General features: G+C 47.9%; 17 protein-coding genes. 7 read left to right on the top strand and 10 right to left on the bottom strand.

What is annotated here, in order from left to right:
- Positions 1 to 21: 21 nt before the first annotated feature.
- The 6 genes from VBY75_RS09880 to VBY75_RS09855 are packed head-to-tail and all read left to right on the top strand — an operon-like array spanning position 22 to position 7,553.
- Positions 22 to 654, top strand: a complete 633-nt coding sequence (locus VBY75_RS09880) for a response regulator transcription factor (RefSeq protein WP_054489278.1) — start codon at positions 22 to 24, stop codon at positions 652 to 654.
- A complete protein-coding gene (locus tag VBY75_RS09875) occupies positions 651 to 4,124 on the top strand; it encodes a PAS domain-containing hybrid sensor histidine kinase/response regulator (protein ID WP_278355858.1) in 3,474 nt (1,157 codons plus the stop codon). Before VBY75_RS09880 ends, VBY75_RS09875 begins: the two co-directional genes overlap by 4 nt.
- Complete coding sequence (murB, locus tag VBY75_RS09870; protein WP_278355859.1) at positions 4,121 to 5,122, top strand: UDP-N-acetylmuramate dehydrogenase; 1,002 nt, start codon at positions 4,121 to 4,123, stop codon at positions 5,120 to 5,122. The genes VBY75_RS09875 and murB overlap by 4 nt, the downstream gene beginning before the upstream one ends.
- Positions 5,119 to 6,114, top strand: coding sequence for a bifunctional biotin--[acetyl-CoA-carboxylase] ligase/biotin operon repressor BirA (gene birA, locus VBY75_RS09865; RefSeq protein WP_278355860.1), 996 nt, complete (start codon positions 5,119 to 5,121; stop codon positions 6,112 to 6,114). Before murB ends, birA begins: the two co-directional genes overlap by 4 nt.
- Positions 6,101 to 6,889, top strand: a complete 789-nt coding sequence (locus VBY75_RS09860) for a type III pantothenate kinase (protein WP_278355861.1) — start codon at positions 6,101 to 6,103, stop codon at positions 6,887 to 6,889. Before birA ends, VBY75_RS09860 begins: the two co-directional genes overlap by 14 nt.
- A 37-nt stretch (positions 6,890 to 6,926) precedes the next feature.
- Positions 6,927 to 7,553 carry a tetratricopeptide repeat protein gene (locus VBY75_RS09855; RefSeq protein WP_054489265.1) on the top strand — a complete coding sequence of 209 codons (627 nt, stop codon included), beginning with the start codon at positions 6,927 to 6,929 and terminating at the stop codon, positions 7,551 to 7,553.
- A 35-nt stretch (positions 7,554 to 7,588) separates the two neighbouring features.
- Here the strand turns inward: VBY75_RS09855 and nspC are convergent, their stop codons facing one another.
- From nspC to VBY75_RS09810, 9 genes are all read right to left on the bottom strand, one after another.
- Entirely contained in the window at positions 7,589 to 8,722 is a 1,134-nt protein-coding gene (gene nspC / locus VBY75_RS09850) for a carboxynorspermidine decarboxylase (protein WP_278355862.1), read from the bottom strand.
- A gap of 15 nt (positions 8,723 to 8,737) precedes the next feature.
- Positions 8,738 to 9,937 carry a saccharopine dehydrogenase family protein gene (locus VBY75_RS09845; protein WP_054489261.1) on the bottom strand — a complete coding sequence of 400 codons (1,200 nt, stop codon included), beginning with the start codon at positions 9,935 to 9,937 and terminating at the stop codon, positions 8,738 to 8,740.
- A 72-nt stretch (positions 9,938 to 10,009) separates the two neighbouring features.
- Positions 10,010 to 12,166, bottom strand: a complete 2,157-nt coding sequence (locus tag VBY75_RS09840; protein WP_278357937.1) for a prolyl oligopeptidase family serine peptidase — start codon at positions 12,164 to 12,166, stop codon at positions 10,010 to 10,012.
- A 65-nt stretch (positions 12,167 to 12,231) separates the two neighbouring features.
- Positions 12,232 to 14,070 carry a GNAT family N-acetyltransferase gene (locus VBY75_RS09835; RefSeq protein WP_278355864.1) on the bottom strand — a complete coding sequence of 613 codons (1,839 nt, stop codon included), beginning with the start codon at positions 14,068 to 14,070 and terminating at the stop codon, positions 12,232 to 12,234.
- A gap of 1 nt (position 14,071) precedes the next feature.
- Positions 14,072 to 15,490: a sodium-dependent transporter gene (locus tag VBY75_RS09830; RefSeq protein ID WP_222235677.1), complete on the bottom strand. Its 1,419-nt coding sequence runs from the start codon at positions 15,488 to 15,490 to the stop codon at positions 14,072 to 14,074.
- Positions 15,491 to 15,740: 250 nt separating this feature from the next.
- The gene (zapE, locus tag VBY75_RS09825) at positions 15,741 to 16,862 is read right to left on the bottom strand and encodes a cell division protein ZapE (protein WP_054489400.1); all 1,122 of its coding nucleotides are present in this window, start codon (positions 16,860 to 16,862) and stop codon (positions 15,741 to 15,743) included.
- A gap of 76 nt (positions 16,863 to 16,938) precedes the next feature.
- Positions 16,939 to 17,790, bottom strand: a complete 852-nt coding sequence (trxA, locus tag VBY75_RS09820; protein WP_278355865.1) for a thioredoxin — start codon at positions 17,788 to 17,790, stop codon at positions 16,939 to 16,941.
- Positions 17,791 to 17,872: 82 nt separating this feature from the next.
- Complete coding sequence (locus VBY75_RS09815; RefSeq protein ID WP_278355866.1) at positions 17,873 to 19,246, bottom strand: aldehyde dehydrogenase family protein; 1,374 nt, start codon at positions 19,244 to 19,246, stop codon at positions 17,873 to 17,875.
- On the bottom strand, positions 19,243 to 20,685 hold the full coding sequence (locus VBY75_RS09810) for an NAD-dependent succinate-semialdehyde dehydrogenase (RefSeq protein ID WP_224798281.1): 1,443 nt from the start codon (positions 20,683 to 20,685) through the stop codon (positions 19,243 to 19,245). Before VBY75_RS09810 ends, VBY75_RS09815 begins: the two co-directional genes overlap by 4 nt.
- A 344-nt stretch (positions 20,686 to 21,029) precedes the next feature.
- Between VBY75_RS09810 and VBY75_RS09805 the strand changes: the two genes are divergently transcribed.
- On the top strand, positions 21,030 to 22,808 hold the full coding sequence (locus VBY75_RS09805; protein WP_224798228.1) for a DEAD/DEAH box helicase: 1,779 nt from the start codon (positions 21,030 to 21,032) through the stop codon (positions 22,806 to 22,808).
- On the opposite strand, the gene VBY75_RS09800 is transcribed toward VBY75_RS09805, so the two are convergent.
- Complete coding sequence (locus VBY75_RS09800; RefSeq protein ID WP_222235673.1) at positions 22,805 to 23,341, bottom strand: lipocalin family protein; 537 nt, start codon at positions 23,339 to 23,341, stop codon at positions 22,805 to 22,807. The two genes, VBY75_RS09805 and VBY75_RS09800, sit on opposite strands and share 4 nt — an antisense overlap.
- Between the last annotated feature and the right edge of the window lie 2 nt (positions 23,342 to 23,343).

The raw sequence follows: 23,343 nt of genomic DNA, 5'->3' as shown, positions 1-23,343 counted from the left end.
TGTCACTTAATTTGGAATCTCATGGCGAAATTTTTAATCGCAGATGACCACCCATTGTTTCGCGAGGCGCTGCAAGGCGCTCTCGCGAATCACTTTTCTGAACTTACCTTACGCGAAGCCGAAGACTTAGATTCAACTTTGGCTGCGTTAAATAAAGACGATGACGTTGATTTGCTTCTGCTGGATTTACATATGCCCGGCAGTGGCGATTTATATGGCCTTATTCGTGTAAGAGAAGATTACCCGCTTTTACCCGTCGCTATTATTTCTGGTAGTGAAGACTCGTCAATTGTTGCTAAGTGCATTGGTTTTGGCGCATTGGGCTTTATTCCAAAATCATTGCCTTCTGCCGAAATAGCAGAGGCTATAGACACCATTTTACAGGGGGAGACCTGGGTTCCAAAAGAAACCCGGGAGCGGCTGGATGTTATTTCAGATGAAGATCAGGAGCTGGCCCGTAAGGTTGCCGAACTGACTCCGCAACAGTACCGGGTGCTGCATTTCCTTCACGAAGGTCTGCTGAATAAACAGATTGCCTATCAACTGGGAATAACCGAAGCAACGGTTAAAGCGCACATTACTGCAATCTTTCGAAAACTTGGGGTTTACAGTCGTACCCAGGCTGTTTTGGTGGCTGAACGTCTGCAATTATGACTTGGCTATTAATATTTGCCTCACTGGCTTATGTGATCTTTCTTTTCGCAGTTGCCACCTGGGGTGACCGGCTTGGCTCGTGGGCGAATAAGGTCAGTCATAAGCCTTTTGTCTATTCCATGTCGTTGGCAATTTATTGTACGTCATGGACTTATTATGGCGCAGTAGGAAACGCCGCTGTCGACGGCTGGGCCTTCTTCCCCATTTTGCTGGGGCCTATTCTCCTGTTTTTGTTTGGTATCCGAATTCTGGAAAAACTGGTTTCGGTTAGTAAGCAACAAAACATCACCTCCATTGCCGATTTCATTTCATCCCGCTTTGGGAAAAGACGTCGGCTTGCCGTAGCTGTTACCGGCATTGCAGCTGTTGCTATCATTCCTTACATAGCACTTCAGCTTAAGGCTGTCGGTATCAGTTTTGCCGTATTAACTGAAAATACCGGCATGATGGCTGAGTTCTCAATCAAAGAATTGGGGGCTGCCGCCTTAATGGCTATTTTCGCCATGCTGTTTGGTACCCGCCATGTTGAGGTAACTGAGTATCGTAGCGGTATGATTCTGGCAATTGCCGTGGAGTCTATGATTAAGCTTGTAGCGTTACTGGCGGCGGGTATTTTTGCCTGGTCACTGCTGCACGGCGATGTACAAACTGATTTATTCAGTTCATTCAGCGATGTAACCAAACCGCAGTGGTCTTTTGCTTCATTCGGGGAATTTGAGTTTATTGTCCAGACCTTTATGGCCGCCGGCGCAATTCTTTGTCTGCCCAGACAGTTTCACGTTGCGGTAGTGGACAATGTCGACGTTCGGCACTTACGCACTGCCCGTTGGGGGTTCCCTCTGTACTTAGCCCTAACGGCCGCCGCTATAGTTCCCATTGCTATTGCTGGTACATTTTATCTTTCTGCAGGCTCTGACGGTTCAACTTATGCTCTGCAGCTGCCGCTTTTGAAAGATCAATTGTGGTTGTCTCTGGTTATCTTTATTGGCGGAATTTCGGCCGCAACGGCTATGGTGATCATTGCCTCAGTCACGTTGAGTACCATGATCACTAACGATGTCATCATGCCTATTTTGTTGCAGCGTGAATCGCGCTTGCCGTTAAAGCACAGACGCAGAGAATACGACCGGGCGTTATTGTTAATCCGTCGTGTGGCCATTGCCGTGACTATGGTTTTGTCTTTTCTGTGCTACTACTTCTGGGCGGCACGTACCAACCTGGTCAGTATTGGGTTGCTGGCGTTTTCTCTGGTTTTGCAGCTGCTGCCGGCTTTACTGGCTGCACTTTATTGGCGAAAAGGCCATGCCCGTGGTGTCTATGCAGGGCTGCTGGCTGGGTCCGTGGGTTGGGTCATTGCGGTACTCATTCCTTTGTATACGAACAACCAACTGACCGACGTTGAAATTATAACCCGGGGTACTGTTGTTTCACTGGGGCTCAATACCTTCAGCTTTATTGTTTTTTCTCTGCTGGCAAAGCCGCGGTTAGTTGACAGGATTCAGTCAACGGCTTTTGTAAAGCCAAGAGCAGCTCTACCTGACTTACACTTAAACAAGAATGACAACGCGACCAACGCAGACATGTTGTTGCTGCTCAAAACTTTCCTTGGCGCAGAGCGTGCCCAGCAACTGATGCAGTACTATCAGCGTCCCGAAAATACGGAACTTAAGCTGGAAGAAATTGCAGAAAAGCCGTTTATTAGCTTTGTTGAAAGAGCCATTGCCGGTGTATTGGGTTCTGCAACAGCCCGTTCGTTAATTGATGCCGCCTTGAGGGATAAGCAGCTTAACCTGGAAGAGGTTGTTCACTTTTTTGATGACACGACTCAGGCACTACAAACGCAGCAGTCAATACTGTTCAGTTCACTTGAGAACCTGGCTCAGGGTATTAGTGTTGTCGATGCCGAGTTACGCTTGGTAGCCTGGAATAAGCGGTATCTGGATTTATTCGAATACCCTGAGGGCATGGTTAAGCCGGGCCAGCCGATTGCTACGCTCATTCGTTATAATGCAGAGCGCGGTGAATGTGGCCCGGGTGAGGTGGACGAGCTGGTTGATAAGCGTCTGCGTTATATGCAAATGGGCTCGGCGCACCGCTTTATTCGTCGCAGAGCGGACGGACGGGTTATAGAAATGGTAGGGAACCCGCTACCAACCGGCGGTTTTGTTACTAGCTTTACCGATATTACGTCACACGTTGAGACTCAGCAGGCGCTGGAAGATGCAAATATTGACCTTGAGCAGCGGGTTGATGTTCGTACGCAGGAAATTCGGGAAATTAACCAGGAGCTGACGGCTGAAATCGATCGGCGCCGTCAGGTAGAAGAAGAATTAAAAAAGGCGAAAGCAGAGGCTGAAGCTGCAAATGCTTCGAAAACACGCTTTCTGGCCCTGGCCAGTCATGATATTTTACAGCCGCTAAATGCAGCACGGTTATACCTCTCGGCAATTCAGGAAAAAGAACTCTCAGAGCGTAACTTGTCGTTAGTGGGTAAACTCGATACGGCGCTTGGCTCAACCGAGCATCTTTTGTCGACTTTACTGTCGATAGCGAAGATGGATCAGGGCGCGTTAAAGCCGCAGTTCCGGCATGTTCAGCTCAGCTCCGTTCTGGAGCCTCTGGTGGAAGAATACGCTGTACTTGCTGAACAGAGAAAGCTGGACTTTCGCGCTTTTTATAAAGACAGGCCTGTGTATACCGATCCGACGTATTTACGGCGTATCGTGCAGAACTTCTTATCTAATGCCATTAAATACACTCAGAAAGGCAGTGTATTATTAGGGGTTCGTAAGCGCGGAGACGAACTCCAAATTGCGGTGTGGGATACCGGTCCGGGTATTGCTGCGCAGCAACAGAACAAAGTATTTGATGCATTTTATCGAGTGCAAAACCAGACGGTAGACGGAGTCGGGTTAGGGTTAAGTGTTGCTCAACGTATGGGTGAGCAACTCAATTGCGATATTCAGGTTGAATCGGTTGAAGGCAAAGGTTCCTGTTTTTCGGTGCGAGTACCGTTAGGTAATGCCGCTCAAGTCATCAGCCGCCCTAAAAAACAACAGGAAGATGCGCTGTCTGACCGCCTGCAACTGATGGTTGTGGATGACGATAATGAAAATTTGAGTGCCTTAAGTGCTCTTTTGAGTAAGTGGGAGTGTGAAGCTCTGACTTTTAACAGTTATAGCAAAGCTTTGGCTTATGCCAAGGCACACCGTGGTGATAAAGCTCCTCAGGGGCTGCTGCTGGATTACCAACTCGGTGACGGCGACGGTTTAGCCTTAGCAGAAGAGTTACGTGACATTTGGCAGCAAAAGATACCGGCGGCGTTAGTCACTGCAATGCGCGATGACGCTGTGAAACAGGCCGCCAGAAAAAGCGGTCTGCAATTTTTACCAAAACCGGCTAAACCCGCCGCATTAAAAGCATTTTTGAAGTACATCAGCACCCGAAAGGCAGGAGGAGCCAGAAGTTGATAGAGCTTGCTGAGCGACATACTTTTAAGTTACCGGCCAAATGCCGGACTTTAATTGAACTGAACAGCAGCGACGAGGTTGAGCAGCTAGCTTTTGAAGAGCCTTATTACTTGCTGGGTGAAGGCAGCAACACCTTGTTTCTGGAAGACTTTCAGGGAACCGTTGTCTGTAACCGTTTGCTTGGTGTATGTATTGAAGAGCTGGAGACAAGCTTTTTAGTTACCGCGGCAGCCGGTGAAAACTGGCACAATTTTGTGACCGACTTACGCGGCCGAAACATTGATGGTATGGAAAATTTGGCATTGATACCCGGCTCAGTGGGAGCGGCTCCTGTTCAAAATATTGGGGCCTATGGTGTGGAAGTGGCGACATTTATTGAACAGGTAACAGCCTGGGATATTAGCGAAAAATGCTGGGTGAGTATGAGCACAGAGGACTGCCAGTTTGCTTACCGGGACAGTTTGTTTAAACAGCACCCCGGGCGCTGGCTGATAACATCCGTAACTTTTCGGTTACCTAAAGACTGGCGGCCTGTGACTCATTACTCTCCACTTAACCAGTTGAGTGATAATGCGAGTGCGCAAAGCATTTTCGACAAGGTTATAGAAGTACGCCAGAAAAAATTACCTGACCCCAAAGTCATTCCGAACGCAGGAAGTTTTTTTAAGAATCCTGTTGTTTCTAATGCGCTACTGGAAAGCTTATTGCAGAAATGGCCAGATATGGCCTACTTTCCCGCTGACGAGAGTCGTTCAAAAGTAGCCGCCGGCTGGCTGATTGAACACCTGGGTTTGAAGAGCTTAAACGAGGGCGATGCAGCGGTTAATCCGAATCAGGCACTGGTGTTAATTAACCGGGCAAGAGCGACTGGAGCAGATGTCAGCCAGTTGGCACAGAAAATTATGAAGCACGTAAAAGAAGCCAGTGGAATTGAACTGGAGCCGGAAGTTCGTCTGGTTGGCCAGCACGGGCTTGTGCAGTTGGCGGCAGAAAAATGAAACAATCAGAGCGCCTTGATCAACTGATTACCTTGTTAGCTAATGGTGAGTTTCACTCCGGGCAAGCTATTGGTGAGTCTCTGGGGATATCCCGGGCAGCGGTTAATCAGCATATTCATAAGCTGGAAGAGCTTGGTCTTGAGTTGTTTTCTGTCACAGGGCGTGGCTACAAACTGGCAAGGCCTATTGAGTTGCTGCGCTCACAAGCGATTGAAAAAGAAACACCGGCGCAATGGAAGAATAAACCAGAGTTTGAAGTACGCTCCGTGGTTGATTCCAGCAATGACCAGGTAAAAGAACTTGCTAAGTCAGGGACTTTGGACGCCGGCTTCTCCTTATTTGCAGAAGCTCAGACAGCCGGTCGTGGGCGGCGAGGCAAACAGTGGTACTCGCCTTTTGGCAGTAACCTCTACCTAAGTATTTACTGGCCTCTGGATGACGGTATTCATGGCGCTATGGGGTTAAGTTTAGCCGTTGGTGTTGCTTTGGCGGAATGCTTTACCAATTTGGGTATTGATGAGGTCAGTGTAAAATGGCCTAACGATGTTTATATTGCGGGTAAGAAAGTGACCGGAATTCTGGTTGATTTAGAAACCTCCCCAGAAGGTGCTGCGCACAGCATTATTGGTATTGGTATTAATTTAAGAATGCCGGACCATGTCGGAGAAAAAATTGATCAGGCGTGGACAGATTTAAACTCTGAGTTACCACAACCTGTTTCACGTAATAAGGTTGCGGCCGAGGTGCGGGCATCGGTGTTGTCTGCTTTGCAGCAGTATGGACAGAGCGGGCTTTCCGCGTTCCAGCAACGCTGGCAGCAGTACGACCGCTTTATCGATCAACCGGTAAAACTGATTATGGGGCAGAGGGTTTGCTTAGGAACCTGCCGTGGGATTGATGAGAACGGTGCTTTACTTGTAGAAGATGAGCAGGGCGTACGTCGCTATTTTGGTGGTGAAGTTTCATTGAGGGCGCAAGATGCTATTAATTGATGCCGGTAATACCCGCAGTAAATTTGCCTGGTGGGATACTGACACCGACGAGATTGAAATACTGGGTGCGATACCTCACCAAAGTTGGCTTAATGACTTGAGTCATTCGCTAAAAGAGCTATTGCTGGAAGTGATCAGCAACCAACAAATTCAGCACGAGCAAAAAGCCATAGGTTGCAGCGTTGCTGCGGTACAGGTGATGGACACCCTGAATAGCTCACTGGCGGAGCTTGGTATCAGTGTCGTCTGGCAAAAAACGAAAGCGGAACAGGCGGGAGTCATTAACGGCTATGGTGAACAAGCTGAGCGTCTGGGTTCTGATCGCTGGATGGCATTACTTGGCTGTCACGAGCAAATTCAAAAGAATGCCTTGATAGTAGATGCCGGTACTGCATTAACGATTGACTGGCTGAGAGCTGACGGCCGACATCTGGGAGGCTGGATAGTTCCCGGACGGCAGCTCATGCTAAATGCCCTTGGCCAGGGAACAGCGAATTTAAAAGGTATTACGGTAGATGACATTGAGCGTGACGGGCTTGCGGCCGGGAAAAATACCTTTGACGGTATTGCTCAGGGAACGGAAGCCGCGCTCACAGGCGCTATTGCACAGGCTATTCAGTTATCTCGGGAGCATTTCTCGCAAGAGTCTTTTGATGTCGTTGTTACCGGTGGTGATGGTGAGCATTTAATGCGAACCTTGTCTGGTAAATTTCGTCGTTATGACGATTTGTTGTTTAAGGGTTTGCGACTCTGTGCCGATAACCTAAACAGTTAAACCTTTAGGTAAATTCAGAGAGAGCACAGGCAACTTTATGAAAATAGTCATTCCAATGCTGATTGCTGTAGCCGGACTGACCGCAGTGCACAAAGCGCAGGCGCAGGACGTTGAGGCTGTGCAACTGTACTCAGACGCCGAACTTGTTGAGATGTTTGCAACCAACGCGCATCTTAAACGAGTACGCGATACCGACCGCTGCCAGCTGGCGCAGGATATTGAAGCTCAGGCAGAGCTCGAGCGTCGTCCAACGTATCAGTTCTTATATGGCGACATGATGGCCTGGGGCGTCTGTTATGACCGTGACCCTGAACTTGGCCTGCTTTATATGGAAAAAGCGGCTCAGCATGGCTTACTGGAAGCTCTGGAGCAGTTGGGGCGCTATTATCATGAAGGAGTTCTGGTTCAAAAGGATATTGACCGCGCCATTTTGTATCTTCGTGAAGCTGCTTCGTTAGGGAATTTGCCGGCGCAACGACGCTTTGCTGAGATCTTGCTAGCGGATAAAGGCAGCCCGTATGACTACGAAAAGGCCTATCATTGGTTACATAATGCGATAACAGCAAACCAGGGCACCTATCAGGATATTGAGCAAAAACTGGCAAAGCTGGCTGAGAGAATGCCACCTTCGGTCGTTGAAAAAGCAAAAAGGCCACTGGATTAGTGGCCTTTGTTTGAGTTGCGCAAGGTTACTTGTGCTTAAGACAAGCGGTTGCGGAAATCTTCGTAACTAAATTGCCGTACACAGTCAAACTGACCACTTTCCCGTAAAATACCAATAGCCGGATGCTGAACGCCGTTAAAGAAGGATGTCTTCACCATTGTGTAGTGCATCATGTCTTCAAAAACTAAACGGTCACCCACAGCCAGAGGCTGATCAAAACTGTACTCACCGATAACATCCCCGGCTAAGCAACTGTTGCCACCTAAGCGGTAATTGAAGGCTTTCTCGGCGGGTAAGCCTGCGCCGGTAATGACCGGGCGATAAGGCATTTCCAGCACGTCAGGCATGTGAGCCGTTGCTGAAATATCCAGTAAAGCGATTTGTCCCTGGTTCTCAACAATATCCACCACTTCGCAGACCAGCGGACCGGTTTGCCAGGCAACGGCAGAGCCGGGTTCCAGTATCACTTGCAGATCATAAGTTTCGCGCAGGCGCTTCAGCTGTTTTATCAGGTGATCAACATCGTAGCCCTGACGGGTCATGAGATGCCCACCGCCTAAGTTCAGCCACTTCATTTGTTTCAGCTGTTCGCCAAAACGACTTTCAACAGCATCAAGTGTGCGCTCAAGAGCAAACGAGTCGCACTCGCAGAGATTGTGCACATGCAAACCTTCCACTCCGGTTAAGTCCTGCTGCTGAAGCTCGCTGGCGCGAATCCCCAGACGTGAACCGGGAGCACTGGGATCATAAAGCTCGGTTTCTGCTTCCTGATGCTCCGGGTTAATACGAAGACCAATAGAAACACCGGCAGCTGCAGTTTGTTCACGGTATTTATGCCACTGAGAGACACTGTTGAATGACAAGTGATTGACCAACGGCAATAGCTCGTCGATGTCTTCTTGTTTATAAGCTGGCGCATAAGCGTGAACTTCGCGTGAAAACTCTTCCGCTGCCAGCTTTGCCTCCCAGACAGAGCTGGCTGTGCAGCCTTTTAGATACTGACGGATAAGCGGAAAGGCCGACCACATGGCATAGCCTTTCAGTGCCAGAATAATGTCAGCACCACTTTGCTCTTGCACCTTTTGCATCAGCTCCAGGTTCTTGCGAAGCAGTTTTTCATCCAGCACATAGCAGGGAGACGGAATTTCCGGCGATGTATATTGGCTCATGCGTTGTCTTCTCTGTTACTTCTCGAATGGCTTGTCGCATTCCTGAACCTGCCATGGCAGGCCATATTTATTAAGGCGCTCCATGAATTCATCCGGGTCAAACTGTTCCATATTCCAGACACCGGGTTCCATCCAATGACCCTGCAACATCATCGATGCGCCAATCATCGCCGGTACGCCAGTAGTGTAGGATACCGCCTGAGCGCCCACTTCTTTGTTAGTTTCGGCATGGTCACAGTTGTTGTAGATGAAAATGGTCTTTTCCTGACCGTCTTTCATTCCTGTCACATAAGTACCAATACAAGTTTTGCCGGTGTAACCTTCTGCCAGAGAGCCCGGGTTAGGTAGCACGGCTTTTAAAAACTCCAGAGGTACAATCTTTTTGCCTTCAAACTCTACCGGTTGGATAGAGGTCATGCCGACGTTTTCAAGTACGCGTAGGTGAGTCAGGTATTGATCGCCAAAGGTCATCCAGAAGCGTGCGCGTTTAATGGTCGGGAAATGCTTAACCAGCGACTCTAACTCTTCGTGGAACAGCAGGTAAGACGGGCGCACGCCAACATTGGGGTAGTCCAGATCTTTACGAACACTGATAGGATCCGTTTCGTGCCACTCGCCGTTTTCCCAGTACTTCCCTTTTTGGGTAATTTCGCGAATATTAATTTCCGGATTAAAGTTGGTGGCAAAGGCCTGACCGTGGTCACCACCGTTACAGTCAACAATGTCCAGGTAATGGACTTCATCAAAGTAATGTTTAGCGGCGTAGGCGGTAAAGACGTTGGTTACGCCCGGATCAAAACCGGCGCCCAACAACGCCATTAAGCCTTTTTCTTTAAAACGCTCCTGATAAGCCCACTGCCATGAGTATTCAAATTTGGCTTCGTCTTTTGGTTCGTAGTTTGCGGTATCAAGGTAGTGCACGCCGGTTTCCAGACAAGCGTCCATGATAGGTAAGTCCTGATACGGAAGTGCGACGTTGATAACCAGTGACGGGTTAATGCCACGGATGAGCTCAGCCACTTCTGCTGAATCATCGGCATCTACCTGATACACACCAACAACGCGGTCTTTACCCGCTTTTTCCTGCAACGCCTGACATTTTGACAGGGTACGGCTGGCCAGGTGAATCTCAGAGAATACTTCCGGCAGGCCCGCACATTTTTGTACGACTACGCCAGCAACACCGCCGGCACCAATAATTAGAACTTTAGACATGAATGCTATCCTTCACAGAAATCTTTTAACTAATAAAGTTGCTGCGAAAGATAGCATATTTTTATGGAATCATCATTCAGAAGCGTTGCTTTGTGCTGCCTCGGAATCCATACCTAAATGCTTATGTAAAAATGCCCAGTTTTCGGCATGTTCTTCAATGCGCATCCAGGTTGGTGTGCCGGCACCGTGTCCGGCCCGGGTTTCTACGTTTAATAATATTGGGTTGTCGCAGCTTTGGTCTCGCTGCAGTGCTGCTGCAAATTTATAACTGTGCCAGGGGACAACTCGGTTGTCGTGATCACCCGTAGTAATAAGGGTTGGCGGATAACAGGTACCACTCTCTGTATTGTGAACAGGGGAGTACTCGTACAATGTTTTAAAGTCTTCCTCGTTTTCGCTTAGACCAAACTCACTACTCCAGCCTCTGGCATTCGCGCTGGGAAGCTGATACCTCAGCATATCCAGCACGCCAACAGCCGGAAGAGCCGCAGCAAAGAGTTCAGGTCGCTGAACCATTGTTGCTCCTACCAGTAAGCCACCGTTACTGCGCCCCTGAATAGCCAGTTTGTCTTTATTCGTGTAGTTATTATTTATTAGCCATTCGGCCGCGGCAATAAAGTCATCAAATACATTTTGCTTGTTTTCTTTAGTGCCCTGCTGATGCCATTTTTCGCCGAACTCACCGCCACCTCGTAAGTTGGGAATGGCCAGTACGCCGCCCATTTCCAGCCAGACAACTCGAGTTGTATCGTAGCCGGGAGTGAGGGAAATATTGAAACCGCCGTAACCATATAACAGCGTCGGATTGTTACCATTCAGTTCCAGGTCTTTATGATGAACGAGGAACATAGGCACTTCGGTGCCATCAGCACTGTTATACACCACTTGCTCGGTTGTATATTGGTCTAAACTCGCTGGCACCTCGGTTTCATACCAAAGGGTTGTGCGCTGTTGTTCTGGTTGGTAACGATACACTTTGCCGGGCTCGGTAAAACCTTTAAACGTGAAGAATGTATCCGGCGCTTTGTGGCTGCCCTTAAAACCGTCAATTGAGCCAATACCCGGTAAAGCAAGCTCCTGCAGCATCGTTCCCTCGATATCAAAGATAGCCACCCGCGAGCGAGCCGACTGCAGGTAGTGAGCAAACAGCTGTCCACCTACGGCGCTGACCTCTTTTAAGGTATGAGTTTTAGGTGAGATAATTTCTGTCCAGTTTTCGGGAGCCGGTTGCGAAGGGTCAACTGCAATAACCTGGCCAGTTGGTGCGCCATTTGTGGTTTTAAAATAAAGCTTTCCGTTGTGACTGGTAACATATTGGTATTGCCCGTCCCACGCTGTGAACAAGCTCTTAAAGGGCGCTTCTTCCTGTGCTAAAGGTCGCACGTACACCGCGTTGGCATCATAGCCTTTGAATACATCAACGAGTAAGTACTGGCCGTCGTCAGATATTTTTGGATAAGGGTTCCAGCTTGGTTTTTTATCAAAAGCAAAAATGAGCTCATCTTCACTTTGTTTGGTTCCCAGTTTGTGGAAATAGACACTGACCGGCTTTGAGTCATCAAAGCTTCCGTCTTCTTGTTGCGGATAACGGCTGTAATAAAAACCACGCTCGTTAGGCAGCCATGCCACCTCACTAAATTTCACCCCTTTGATCAGGTCGCTGGTATCTTTTCCTGATTGAATATTACGGACTTTTATCTGTGTCCAGTCACTGCCCCCGTCAGATAGTGCGTATGCCACGTATTTTGCCTGTGGTGAAACACTAATGCGAGCCAGTGAAACGGTACCGTCGTCGCTAAATGTATTAGGGTTAATCAGTACATCCGGTGCGCTGCTTAGGTCGGTCATAGTATAGAGAACGGCTTGGTTTTGCAGCCCGTCGTTGGAGAAATAGAAGTAACGATCAGCATAGCGAAAGGGCGTACTCACTTTTTCGTAGTTCCAAAGCTCCGTCATTCTGTCTTTAATGTTCTGAAATTGAGAGTAGTCCTGAAGCGCCGGTGTTGATAGCTGGTTTTGCTCGTTAACCCAGTTCTCAACTTCTTGGTTGTTTTGTTCTAACCAACGATAAGGGTCTTCCACCAGAGTCCCGTGATAGTTATCTTGTTGTTCAACGGTTTTTGTTTCCGGGTAAGGGCCCTCAGGCTGTTCTTTCTCTTTTTCAAAAGAACTACAGGCGTTCAGTATCAGCACAGTAGAACAAGCAATAAAAACCGAATAACGAGTCATGGTAGAGATTCCTGATGAAGTTCTGTGTTGATGATAGAAAGTTGTAACGAAAACAACAAGTCACATTAGCGCAGTGCTCGTACGTCTTTACACAGTTTTTCGTTAGCTTGCCGCTGCGAAAGCCCGCCCCAGACTTGGCCGAGTTGTTTCAGTGTTATATCTGGCTTGCAGATCAACGATGTTAATGTGTGGTCGGGATGTTGCCAGTAAAGCCACTGTGCTAAGGCAAAATGCGCGGCATCGAAGGGAATTATATGGCGAGTATAGGCATCGATAATCAGGGCTCTTATTTCGCTAAGATTTTCGGTGGAAGCTAACGCAGCTATATCTTTAGACAGCCACTGTAACTGCTGCTGCCCCCACGCACTGAGGCGTTGAAACTGTTGCGAATTGTTGGTGCTAAGCGGGTATGCATAAATAGCAGCAGGGCGGGCGGAAACGGAATCAATACGGCTGCTTATACGCCATGGCGCGTAATTGTTATTTTGCCAAAACCTATCTAACTCTGATGACCAGGCAAAACTGGTTCCTAATACTTGAAAGTGATTATCTCCGGCCCATTTGGATATTTCAGAGAGTAATGCTGAAGCGTATTTGCGGCGACGCTTGTCGGCTGGCACTGCTATTCGGGCTACTCGTAACCAGGATAAATCGAAAGCCCATTCTTGTTGCAGGAAATAGCCGATAGCCTGAGGAAGTAAGTTACCTTTTGGACGGCGTCGCCCCTGTTTAATATCGTGTTTTAATGGTGCGTCAATAGGGCCTTCAGCCATTAACCAGGCAACGGCAGTAACTTTACCTTGCTCAAGGCTATACGCAACTTTATGCAGCGGCTCGGTTAGTAACAGGTTTAAGTCGTTAGGGCTGCTTTGGTAGTGAGCATTGAGCAAGAGCTGAAAGCACTGGTGTAAGAGGCTTTCTTCGAGTTCAGACGCGTGTTTTATAAAGGTGCCTGTCATGACTTCAGTTGAGAGAACCAAGGGGCGTTTTTCGTCTAACAAAAAAGTTTCTGTTAGCCATTGTTCTAGTGGGTCATTGACGGGCCAGCGCATGGGCTGAGTCAGTTGGTGAATAGCAACCCCGGCCAGGTTTTTCTTTGCCCAGTCTGTAAAGTGCACCGCAAAGCCACGGCCACAGCCTTCATATCCGGCTACTGTGGTGGCAAGCAGCCACGGTGTAAACTTTTGACAAAGCCTTTCAGTTGCCCAAAGCGGCAGACCGGCGGCTTCATCGATAACTAACTGCTTGCCGGGGGCGTCTGGTTGTTCAAGAAGCTTATCCCAGGCGACAAACCTAGCCTGAGGAGCTTGTTGCAGTAAAACTTTGGCGTTGGCTTTTCGTGGGGCGGTGACAATAACAGAGCTTTTATTCTTTGCATGGGCGAGAGCCTGCCCCAGTAAAGTGCTTTTACCCCGTCCACGCTCAGCCGTTATGATGTGAGTTGTCGGCTCACTCTTGGTGCCTGAACCGGTCTCGTTAACGAGTTTCGAAATGTCACTTTGTTCCGACGTGAGTTTAAGCTTGTTGCCTGCCGGTAAAGATTCAGTAGAGGTTTCAGGAGAAAGATCAGCGACAGTATTGCTCCAGTGCTTCAAAGCAAAATGCTCCATGCGCTGGCTCATGGCATTGGGCTTTTCAGGTAGCAGTATCGATAAGAGCCCGCCGGCGGTTACTGTCCCGCAAAGCGCCGCAATGGCGTCAGCATGCAAACTGTCGCGGCAATCTATAAAGACACGTTCAAATTCATGGCCAAGGTAGTCACGATAACGCGAGAGCGCAGCATCTGCCCGTTTATCCTTGTCGGATAAATAGATAGAAAGTCCGGAGCGAGCCTGACAATGTTGTTGCCAAAGGCTCGCATCATGCAGCAGTTCAAGTTTTCTGTAACCGCTGCGTTTAGACATGCTAGAAAATAGAAATTGCGAAGAACTTCGTGAGCACCGTATTAATAAATACTGCTGCCAATATCAGTGGAATAAAGGTGCAAATGGATAAACGCACGTATTTAGCCAGCAGTGTATTTGGGTACCCTGGGTTGCCTTCGGCAAGTTCAGCGTCCAGATTCTTGCGACGCCAGTGAAAGCTGACAAACAAGCAAATCAGCAGGCCGTTCAGTGGCAGAATGGTATCGTAGAAAACGTCATAGATAACATCAAAAACTGACTTAGGCGTGTCCGCGTAGAAAGTAAACTCAGTAAATGCCGGAACAAAACCAAAAGAAGTGGCGGCAATAAGGGTTAAAACGGTAACGGCAATACCCATAAACAACAGGGCTTTTTTACGGCTGATCTTGGCTTGCTCAATAACCGCTGCGGTCGGAACTTCAAGAATTGAAACCAATGAAGTAATGGCTGCAATAAAGGTCAGAAGAAAGAAGACCGTCGCAGCAATACTCGCTCCCACATAACCGACAACGCCTTCAAGCGCGATGAAGATTTGCGGGAAAAACGAGAAGATCATGCTAACCGATGAGTCACTTAATGCGTCCGGGTCCGTATTTGGGTTGATGGCAAATATTGCAGGCAGTGTCATTAAACCTGCCGTAAAGGCTACGGCGGTATCTGTTAATGCGACCAGTTTGCCTGAAGTAACAATGTCATCGCGACGGCTAAAGTAAGAGCCATAAGTAATTAAAATACCCATGCCCAGAGAAAGCGAGAAGAATGCCTGTGCTAAAGCGCCGTTTATCACTGAACCGTCAATTTTTGAAAAGTCAGGGACTAAATAAAACTCCAGTCCGAGTACGGCGTTGTCCAGCGAAAGAACAAAGATAACCAGCAGAATAAGCATAATGAACAATGCTGGCATAAGGAATTTGGCCGCTTTCTCGATACCCTGGCGAACCCCTCCAATCAAAATAACGTTAATAATGATAGTGACGGCGACAAGAAAGCCAACAAAACCGTAGTCGTTAACGAATTGAGAAAAATACTCCGGGTTGGCAAGCATATCGAGGTTACCCATGATGGAATGCCACAGGTAACCAAATATCCAGACAGTAATGACCATGTAGAAAACGGCAATCATGAATGGCGTAATCACCGCCAGTATGCCAGCAATGTGCCACCCTTTATTATTTGGTGATAAGGCCTTATAGGAGCCGAGAGGGCTTTTTTGTGCGCGACGGCCGAGGCCCATTTCGGCAAGCATGACCGGTATACAGATGAAAGCAACGAACAAGGCATAGATAATTAAAAATGCACCGCCACCGTTCTTGGTAGCCGCAACCGGGAAGCCAACCAGGTTGCCAATGCCGACAGCAGAACCTGCTGCCGCTAATATAAATCCAATCTTAGAGCTAAATTGATCGCGTTGTTCGCTCATTCTGAACCTTCTTTTCTCGTTATTGTTTTAACGCCTTGTAAGCGCTGCCGTTCAGCAAATTTCAGCAATCCTAGCAAGGTGGCAATTTAACGGCAAGCAGCTAATCAGTGATTGTGCGGCAGAATGCGGGAAATTAGGTTTAAAAACAAAATTTATTTTAACATCCATTACAATTGCAATATTGGAATTTGTTAAAAATAATATAACCTTTTTATAACTCAGTTTTAACACGCTGGTAAATACAGGGAATTTAGCTCTCTGGAACAGATTGGCGTCTTTTTACCAGCGTGTTTCCTTTCATTGAGTTTCCCCACTGCTGCATTTCAAATAGACGAGAAACGCACCGTCTGAAAGGAAACTCCAGCTGCTTTGCCTGATACAACTTATCGATATCGGTTTCTGCGGTCAGTATTAGCAGGCACTTGTTGTCGTAGCATTCGTCAACCAAAGCGATAAAACGACGCGCTTCATTATCCAGTTTGCTGACGCTATTGGTTTGATGCTCACGTTGATAAGTTTCTTCAACGCCGTGTACCAGGTCTTTATCGGGCAGATAAGAAAATGTGGGCACACCATGCACCGCAATTGCACTATATTGAGCGGCTAACTCCATGTAGTCGCGTTGGCTTCTGGGGCCTGAGCAAAGTGCCATAAACTCAAAGCCAATGACGTTATTGTTTCGCCATAAAGAGTGAATTGACCGGTTCATAACCGAAACAGAGGAGCATCGGAGAGTTTCCCCAAACTGCTTTTCTGCGACCGAACGCAACTGCTTTTGAGTCCCCTGTTTGAGGTAAAACGGCAGGTCTGTATTCTTAAGCCGCCGATAGTCGATGCCTAAGCCTAAATCCAGACATTCACATTCTTTATTCAGTAAGTCGATGGTAGGTTCAAAACGGTGACGTGCCAAACCACCTTTGTAAAGTTCTTTGGGCGGTGCGTTTGAAGTGGTTACCAAGGTAACGCCGTTATTGAACAGAGCTTCCCATAACCTGGCCAGGATCATTGCATCACCAATGTCTTCGACAAAAAATTCGTCAAGACAGATAACCGAATATTGCTGCGCCCAGGAACTTGCAATGGCTTCCATAGGGTCGGCTTCGCCTTGTCTTTGGTTAAGGGCTGTATGAATTTTTGCCATAAAGTGGTGATAGTGCAGACGTATGGCTTTGTCTTTCGGAAGGTATTGGTAAAACAAGTCCATTAAAAGCGTTTTCCCACGGCCTACAGGGCCAAACAGGTACAGGCTTTGTGGTTGATTACCTCGGGCAAGTGAGTCCAGCCGCTGTTGCAGTGCATTAACAGCACTGTGTTGGTGTTTATCGGACTGAAGTGACCCGGACTGAATACGCTGATGATAGATTTTCTGCATGGCGTTATTATCACGAAAAGCCAGGATAAAAAAAAGCCGGCTGAGGAAGCCGGCCAAAGTTGCTAGTGAACAGCCATTAATACATAGTGCTGTATAACTTCCTACGATAGGTCGCTGCCAGAGGATCACCATCCGGTAAGGAATTGATAATGTCGAGCGCGTATTTTTTCGCATCAGCAAAGTTCACATCTTTAGCTAACACGGTGAATACCAGCTCTAAGGCTTCTTCATCGCGGTGCGCTTCATGAAGTTTAAGAGCAAGCTGCAGCTTTAGAGATAAATCGTCGGGTTGCTTTTCGACCTGCTCCTGCAGAGCTCTCAGTTCCGGTGAGTCGGCGGCATCCTCGGCAAGTTCAAGTTTGCCTTTTATGCGCTGATAGTCGCTATCTTGTTCAACCATTGGAATTTTAGAGACCAGTTCTTTTGCCTGGTCGAGGCGGCCAGCATCAACGGCAGCTTCGGCCAGCAGTTTCAATGCCTGCATATTGCTGCTGTCGATATCGTAAGCTTGTTTCGCTAAGGTATAAGCTTTATTCGCATCACCTTCGCCCATTGCGGTTTGAGCTTGCTGAATCAAGTCGTCAGACGGACTGGGCAGGTGTTTATCCAGTATCTCACGAATTTCGCCTTCAGTTTTGACTCCGCCAAAACTGTCTACGGGCTGGCCATCTTTAAAAAAGGCGACTGTAGGCAGGCTTCGAATACCAAACTGCATTGCCAGCTCTTGCTGTTCATCACAGTTTATTTTGGCGAGGATAACCTGCTCACTGTATTGCGAGGCCAGCTTTTCCAGTACTGGCATGAGCTGTTTGCAGGGCTCGCACCAGTCTGCCCAAAAATCGATAATAATGAGTTTTTCTTTTGAACCTTCCAGTAGAACCTGCTGGAAGTTTTGCAAGTCAACGTTAACGATGTTGGATTCAGACATTAGCAGCGCACGCTCCTGTAGATATTTCATTTCACTAAACTGTTACTAGTGATATGCAGACGCGCCCGCTGAATTTCAATGCCTAGGGACTAAACCAGGATAAGATTTTGTCCTTAAACTTGCTGTAAGGCGGGTAGCGCAAGGCAACATCAAACCGAAAACTGCGCTTCATAACGGGCTTTAAATGGCTGAATGTGTCGAACCCAAACTTACCATGGTAGCGACCCATGCCACTGCGACCAACGCCGCCAAATGGCAGTTTGTCGTTAAGCATAAACATGAGCGTGTCGTTGTAGCACACGTTTCCGGCAGAAACTTTCTCGGTAAATAAAGAGAGTAACCGTTGAGTGTTACTAAAGACATAAAGCGCAAGCGGTTTAGGATGGCGATGGATTGTCTCAATCGCATCGGCTGCTGATTTAATGGTAATAACAGGAAGTATTGGGCCAAAAATTTCTTCCTGCATGAGGGCGCTGTTTTCTTTAACGCCATCGACTATGGTTGGTGCGATATAACGCTCCGCTTTATCAAAGTCGCCTCCAATAACGATGTTTTCCTGATCCAGCATTTGCGTGAGGCGTTGCCAATGCCCCTGGTGAATAATTCTGCCGTAACAGTCACTGTTCTGTGGGTCATCGCCGTAAAAGTTAACCAGCTCCTGATGCATAGCGCTAATGAGTTGTTCTTTTACGCTGTCTTCGACCAGCACGTAGTCAGGTGCAATACAGGTTTGACCGGCATTCAGGAATTTACCCCAGACAATGCGTCGGGCTGCTACCTGAATAGGTGCGTCGGCTAAAACTACCGCGGGACTTTTGCCGCCAAGCTCAAGTGTGACGGGTGTTAAATTTTCAGCTGCCGCTGCCATAATTGATTTAGCGGCATGTTCACCACCGGTATAAAAAATGTGGTCAAAAGGCAATGTTGTCAGCTGTTGCGACTCGATTGCCGCTCCGGTCACAATTTTTATGGCGGAGTTATCCAGGTAGTCGGGGAGTTGCCGGGACAGTAAATCCGCCGTTGCAGATGCATGCTCGGATGGTTTTATTAACGCGCAATTACCCGCAGCGATAGCTGCCACTAAAGGCGCAAAAAGGAGCTGTAAAGGGTAGTTCCAGGCGCCTAAAATTAATACGGTACCTAAAGGCTCCGGGACTAACTGACTTTTAGCAGGCCAGGCGAGTAATGGGTTGCCGACTTTACGGGCTTTGCTCCATTTCGGTAAGGCTTTTATTGTGTGTTTAATATCGCTTTGCAAAAACTGCAATTCAGTTAAGCGTGCTTCACTCGGGTGCTTGTTCAGGTCATTCTTTAATGCTTCCAGTAAAGGTTTTTCATTTTCATCCAGGAAGCGTTGAAGTTGTTTAAGCTGGTTTAAACGCCACGACAGCGGACGGGTGAGTCCGCTGTCGAAATGGCTTTTCAGCTGTTTAAATGTACTTTCGAATGGGTTCATCCAAGTCCGCCAAGAGTCACTGTTTTTAACTCAAGGTATTCGTCAATACCATATTTAGAACCTTCACGACCAACACCTGACTCTTTAATTCCGCCAAACGGATTGTAGGCGTGAGAAATTCCACCGGTATTAACACCAACCATGCCATATTCAAGCGCGTCGCTGACGCGGAAGATACGGGCGGTGTCTTTTGCTGCAAAGTAAGACGCCAGACCAAAAGGTGTGTTATTCGCTTTCTCGATACCTTCTTCTTCGCTTTCAAAGGTATTGATAGCCACCACCGGGCCAAAGATTTCCTCTTCACTGATGTCCATATCGTCAGTGACGCCAGTTAATACCGTCGGAGCGTAGAATAAATCACCGAGTTCGGTCATTACTGAACCGCCGGTTTCTATGGTTGCACCATCAGACTTGGCCGACAATACCAGCCGCTGAACCTTATCAACTGCATCCTGATCGATAAGTGGACCTAAGTCGACGCCTTCTTCAGTTCCGGGCCCCACTTTCAGACCTTTTACCTTGCTGACAACAGCATCTGTAAACTTCTCGGCGACAGACTTTTGCACCAGTATTCTATTGGCCGATACGCAGGTTTGCCCGCCGTTACGGAATTTGCAGGCAATGAGCTGCTCAGCTGCTTGTTCAATATCGGCGTCATCAAAGACGATGAAAGGGGCATTACCTCCAAGCTCTAATGACAGTTTGGTTACGTGCTCTGAACATTGTTGCATTAAAATTTTGCCAACCCCGGTTGAGCCGGTAAATGACAACTTGCGAACCTTAGGAGAGGTAGCCAAACGTTTGCCGACTGTTTTTGCGTCGCTGGTTGGAATGATATTAATGACACCATCGGGAATACCCACTTCACTGGCTAGCTGTGCCAGGGCTAAACTGGATAAAGGCGTTAGCTGGGGCGGCTTAACTACGATAGTGCAGCCTGCTGCCAATGCCGGTGCTATTTTGCGAGTGATCATGGCATTCGGGAAGTTCCATGGAGTAATGGCCGCACAGACACCCACTGGCTCTTTAGTGACCATGACGCGCTTACTGCTGTCAGCATTAGGCAATATATCGCCATCGATGCGTTCAGCCTCACCGGCAAACCAATCGACAAAGCTGGCTCCGTATTCTACCTCACCAACGGCTTCGGCGACGGGCTTACCTTGCTCAGCACTCATTAATTCGCCCAGTGCTTGCTTGTTTTCCATCATGGCTTCGTACCACTTACGCAGAAGAACTGCACGCTCGCGAGCGGTTTTCTTACGCCAGCTTTTCAAAGCCGTTTCAGCAACATTGATAGCGCGTTGCGTTAAATCCTCGTCGGCGTCAGCAACTTCGGCTAACACGTCGCCGGTTGCCGGGTTGGTAACTGAGAAACGTTTGTCTGTAGGAACCCAGTGACCTTCGATAAAGCAATCTTTCTTAGTCAACGATGACATAGAATGTGCTGACATAGTGCCTCCAAATTTGAAAAAACTCTCTAATAATGTAGGCAATATAAAGAGAAATGGTTCAACTTTTTCGATGATTTTGACAGAAATTGATGTGTTTGGTGAAAAAAAACTCAAATACATTGCGTTCCTGGTAAAAAAACGTATAATCCGCCGTTCCTCAAGGAACACCGCATAACTGATGAGGCAGCGGTCACCCTTGATTCGTGGGGTTGCAGCGCCTGATTCCAGTCCAGACAGTTTAGAGACTGAATACTGATTCCTGTTGCCGGGCCATAACCCCTTTTTTGTTGTGTTTGCCAATGGGCAAACGGGAATAAAGTGAGACAAATATGTCAAATACCCAAACGGGCGTGTCGTTTAACGACATGGCCTTACCTAGTGCTGTGCTTGAACAATTAAACGCAATGCAGTTTTTAACCCCTACTCCTATACAGCTGCAGGCTATTCCTGCGTTGCTTGAAGGTCAGGATGTATTGGGTGAAGCCCAGACAGGTACCGGTAAAACTGCCGCTTTTGGTCTACCAGCGTTGGCAAAAATAGACGCATCAGTTAAGCAAACTCAGGTATTAGTAGTAACACCAACTCGTGAGCTGGCTATTCAGGTTGCTGAAGCGCTTGAAGGCTTTGCTGCAAAAATGCGTGGTGTTGGCGTTGCAACGGTATACGGTGGAGCGCCATTTGGACCGCAGGTCAAAGCTCTGAAGCAGGGCACCGCCATTGTTGTTGGTACCCCGGGTCGTCTTATCGACTTACTGAATAAAAACGTTCTGCAGCTGGACGGTTTGAAAGTTGGTGTTCTGGATGAAGCTGATGAAATGCTTAATATGGGTTTCATTGAAGACATCGAAACCATTTTAAAAGCTGTACCGAATACGGCGCAACGCGCATTATTCTCAGCGACTATGCCAAATGCAATTCGTAAACTGGCAAAAACGTTCCTGAAAGATCCGCTGAACATTCAGATTGAAGCTATTGCTCGCGAGAAGGCGACCATTAAGCAGAAAGCCTGGAAAGTTCAGGGCATGACTAAAATGACTGCTCTGACTCGGTTGTTAGAAGTGACTCCGTATCAGCGCGCATTGATATTCGTACGTACCCGTCAGGATACAATGGACGTGGCTGAATTATTGCAACGCAACGGCTTTAAAGCGGCGCCATTAAGCGGTGATTTGAACCAGGCTCAGCGTGAGCAGACCGTCAGTCAGTTGCGTAGTGGACACATCGAAATTCTGGTAGGAACCGACGTTGTTGCTCGTGGCTTAGATGTTCCTGAAATTACGCACGTTATTAACTATGACTTACCGAGCGACACTGAATCTTATGTTCACCGTATTGGACGTACTGGTCGTGCGGGCCGTACAGGTGAAGCGATTTTGTTCTTCCGTGCAAAAGAGCGTCATTTGTTGCGTCACTATGAGCGCTTAACCAATGCTCCGGTTGAGTTCTTTGAAGTACCAAACGCTAACGAACTGAGCAAGTACCGCCAGCAACAGTTACTGGAAAAGCTACAAGCGTCTTTGGCAGCGGAAACGGCAAGTGCTGATAAGCCTAAGCTAGAGAAATTGTTAGGGCAGTGGCTGGAACAGTCTGAATTGAGTGCTGAAGAAATTGCATTAGCGCTTCTGGCTCAACAGAACGAGCAGCGCCCATTGTTCCTGAAAGAAGACCGTCCTGTACGCGAAATGCGCAGTGAACGTTCAGGTCGCAATGAGCGTAGTGATCGTGGCGACAAACGCAAGCCTCGTGCAGAGCGTGCGACAAGTCGTGCCGCCGATGTGGATTTTGAAACTTACAAAATTCAGGTTGGCCGCGAACATGGTGCTCGCCCTGGTGACATCGTTGGGGCTATTGCTAACGAAGCCTCAATGGACAGCAAGTACATTGGTCAAATTCAGTTGTTTGATAATCATTCTTTAGTGCAGCTACCTAAGGGTATGCCAAAAGATATTATGCATGTACTGAAAAAAGCCCGTGTGCGTCAGCAGCCAATGGGTCTTGAGTTAAGCGATGAGCAAGTAAAACGTGCGCCACGCCCACCGCGTGACCGTGATGCTCGCGGCGGACCTAAGCGCAACTCCGGTAAGGGTGCTGCGCGCCGCTTTAATTAATTAGCGTCTTGAAATTCGGCCGGATGATCAACCATGATCATCTGGTCGATATCGTATCCCCATTCATGAGCTTTAGCTAAGGCATAGTCAATATCATCCTGAGCAACATCAGGAGTTCGCGACAATAACCAAAAGTATTCGTGTGAGTCACTGGTTACTATTGCCAACTGATAGTTGTCATCCAGCCAACTGACATAGTACCCACCGTAGAATGGCCAGAAAAAAGTCACTTTGTAAGCTGCTTCCATGTTTTCAACGGGTTTAGCCAGACCAATAGCTGTCTGCCACTCTTCGTTTTCAACATGATAACCGCGATTTGTAACCTCTAAGGTACCATCACCGTTTAGGCGATACTCTGCCGTAACGCTTTGCAGACCTTCTTCAAAGCTGTGTGGCATACGGACAATTTCGTACCACTTGCCTAAGTAACGTTTTGCCTCAAAGTCTTCGACAACATTGGCTACCGGTGTTGGCTGCGTGTTACAGGCACTCAGCAGAACTGTTAAAAGTAGCGGGATTATCCATTTGTTCATTG

The organism is Idiomarina sp. HB, from assembly GCF_048059115.1.
Taxonomy (GTDB): domain Bacteria; phylum Pseudomonadota; class Gammaproteobacteria; order Enterobacterales; family Alteromonadaceae; genus Idiomarina; species Idiomarina abyssalis.
Note: the sequence above shows the minus strand (reverse complement) of the source record. Positions and strands in the feature narration are given on the sequence as shown.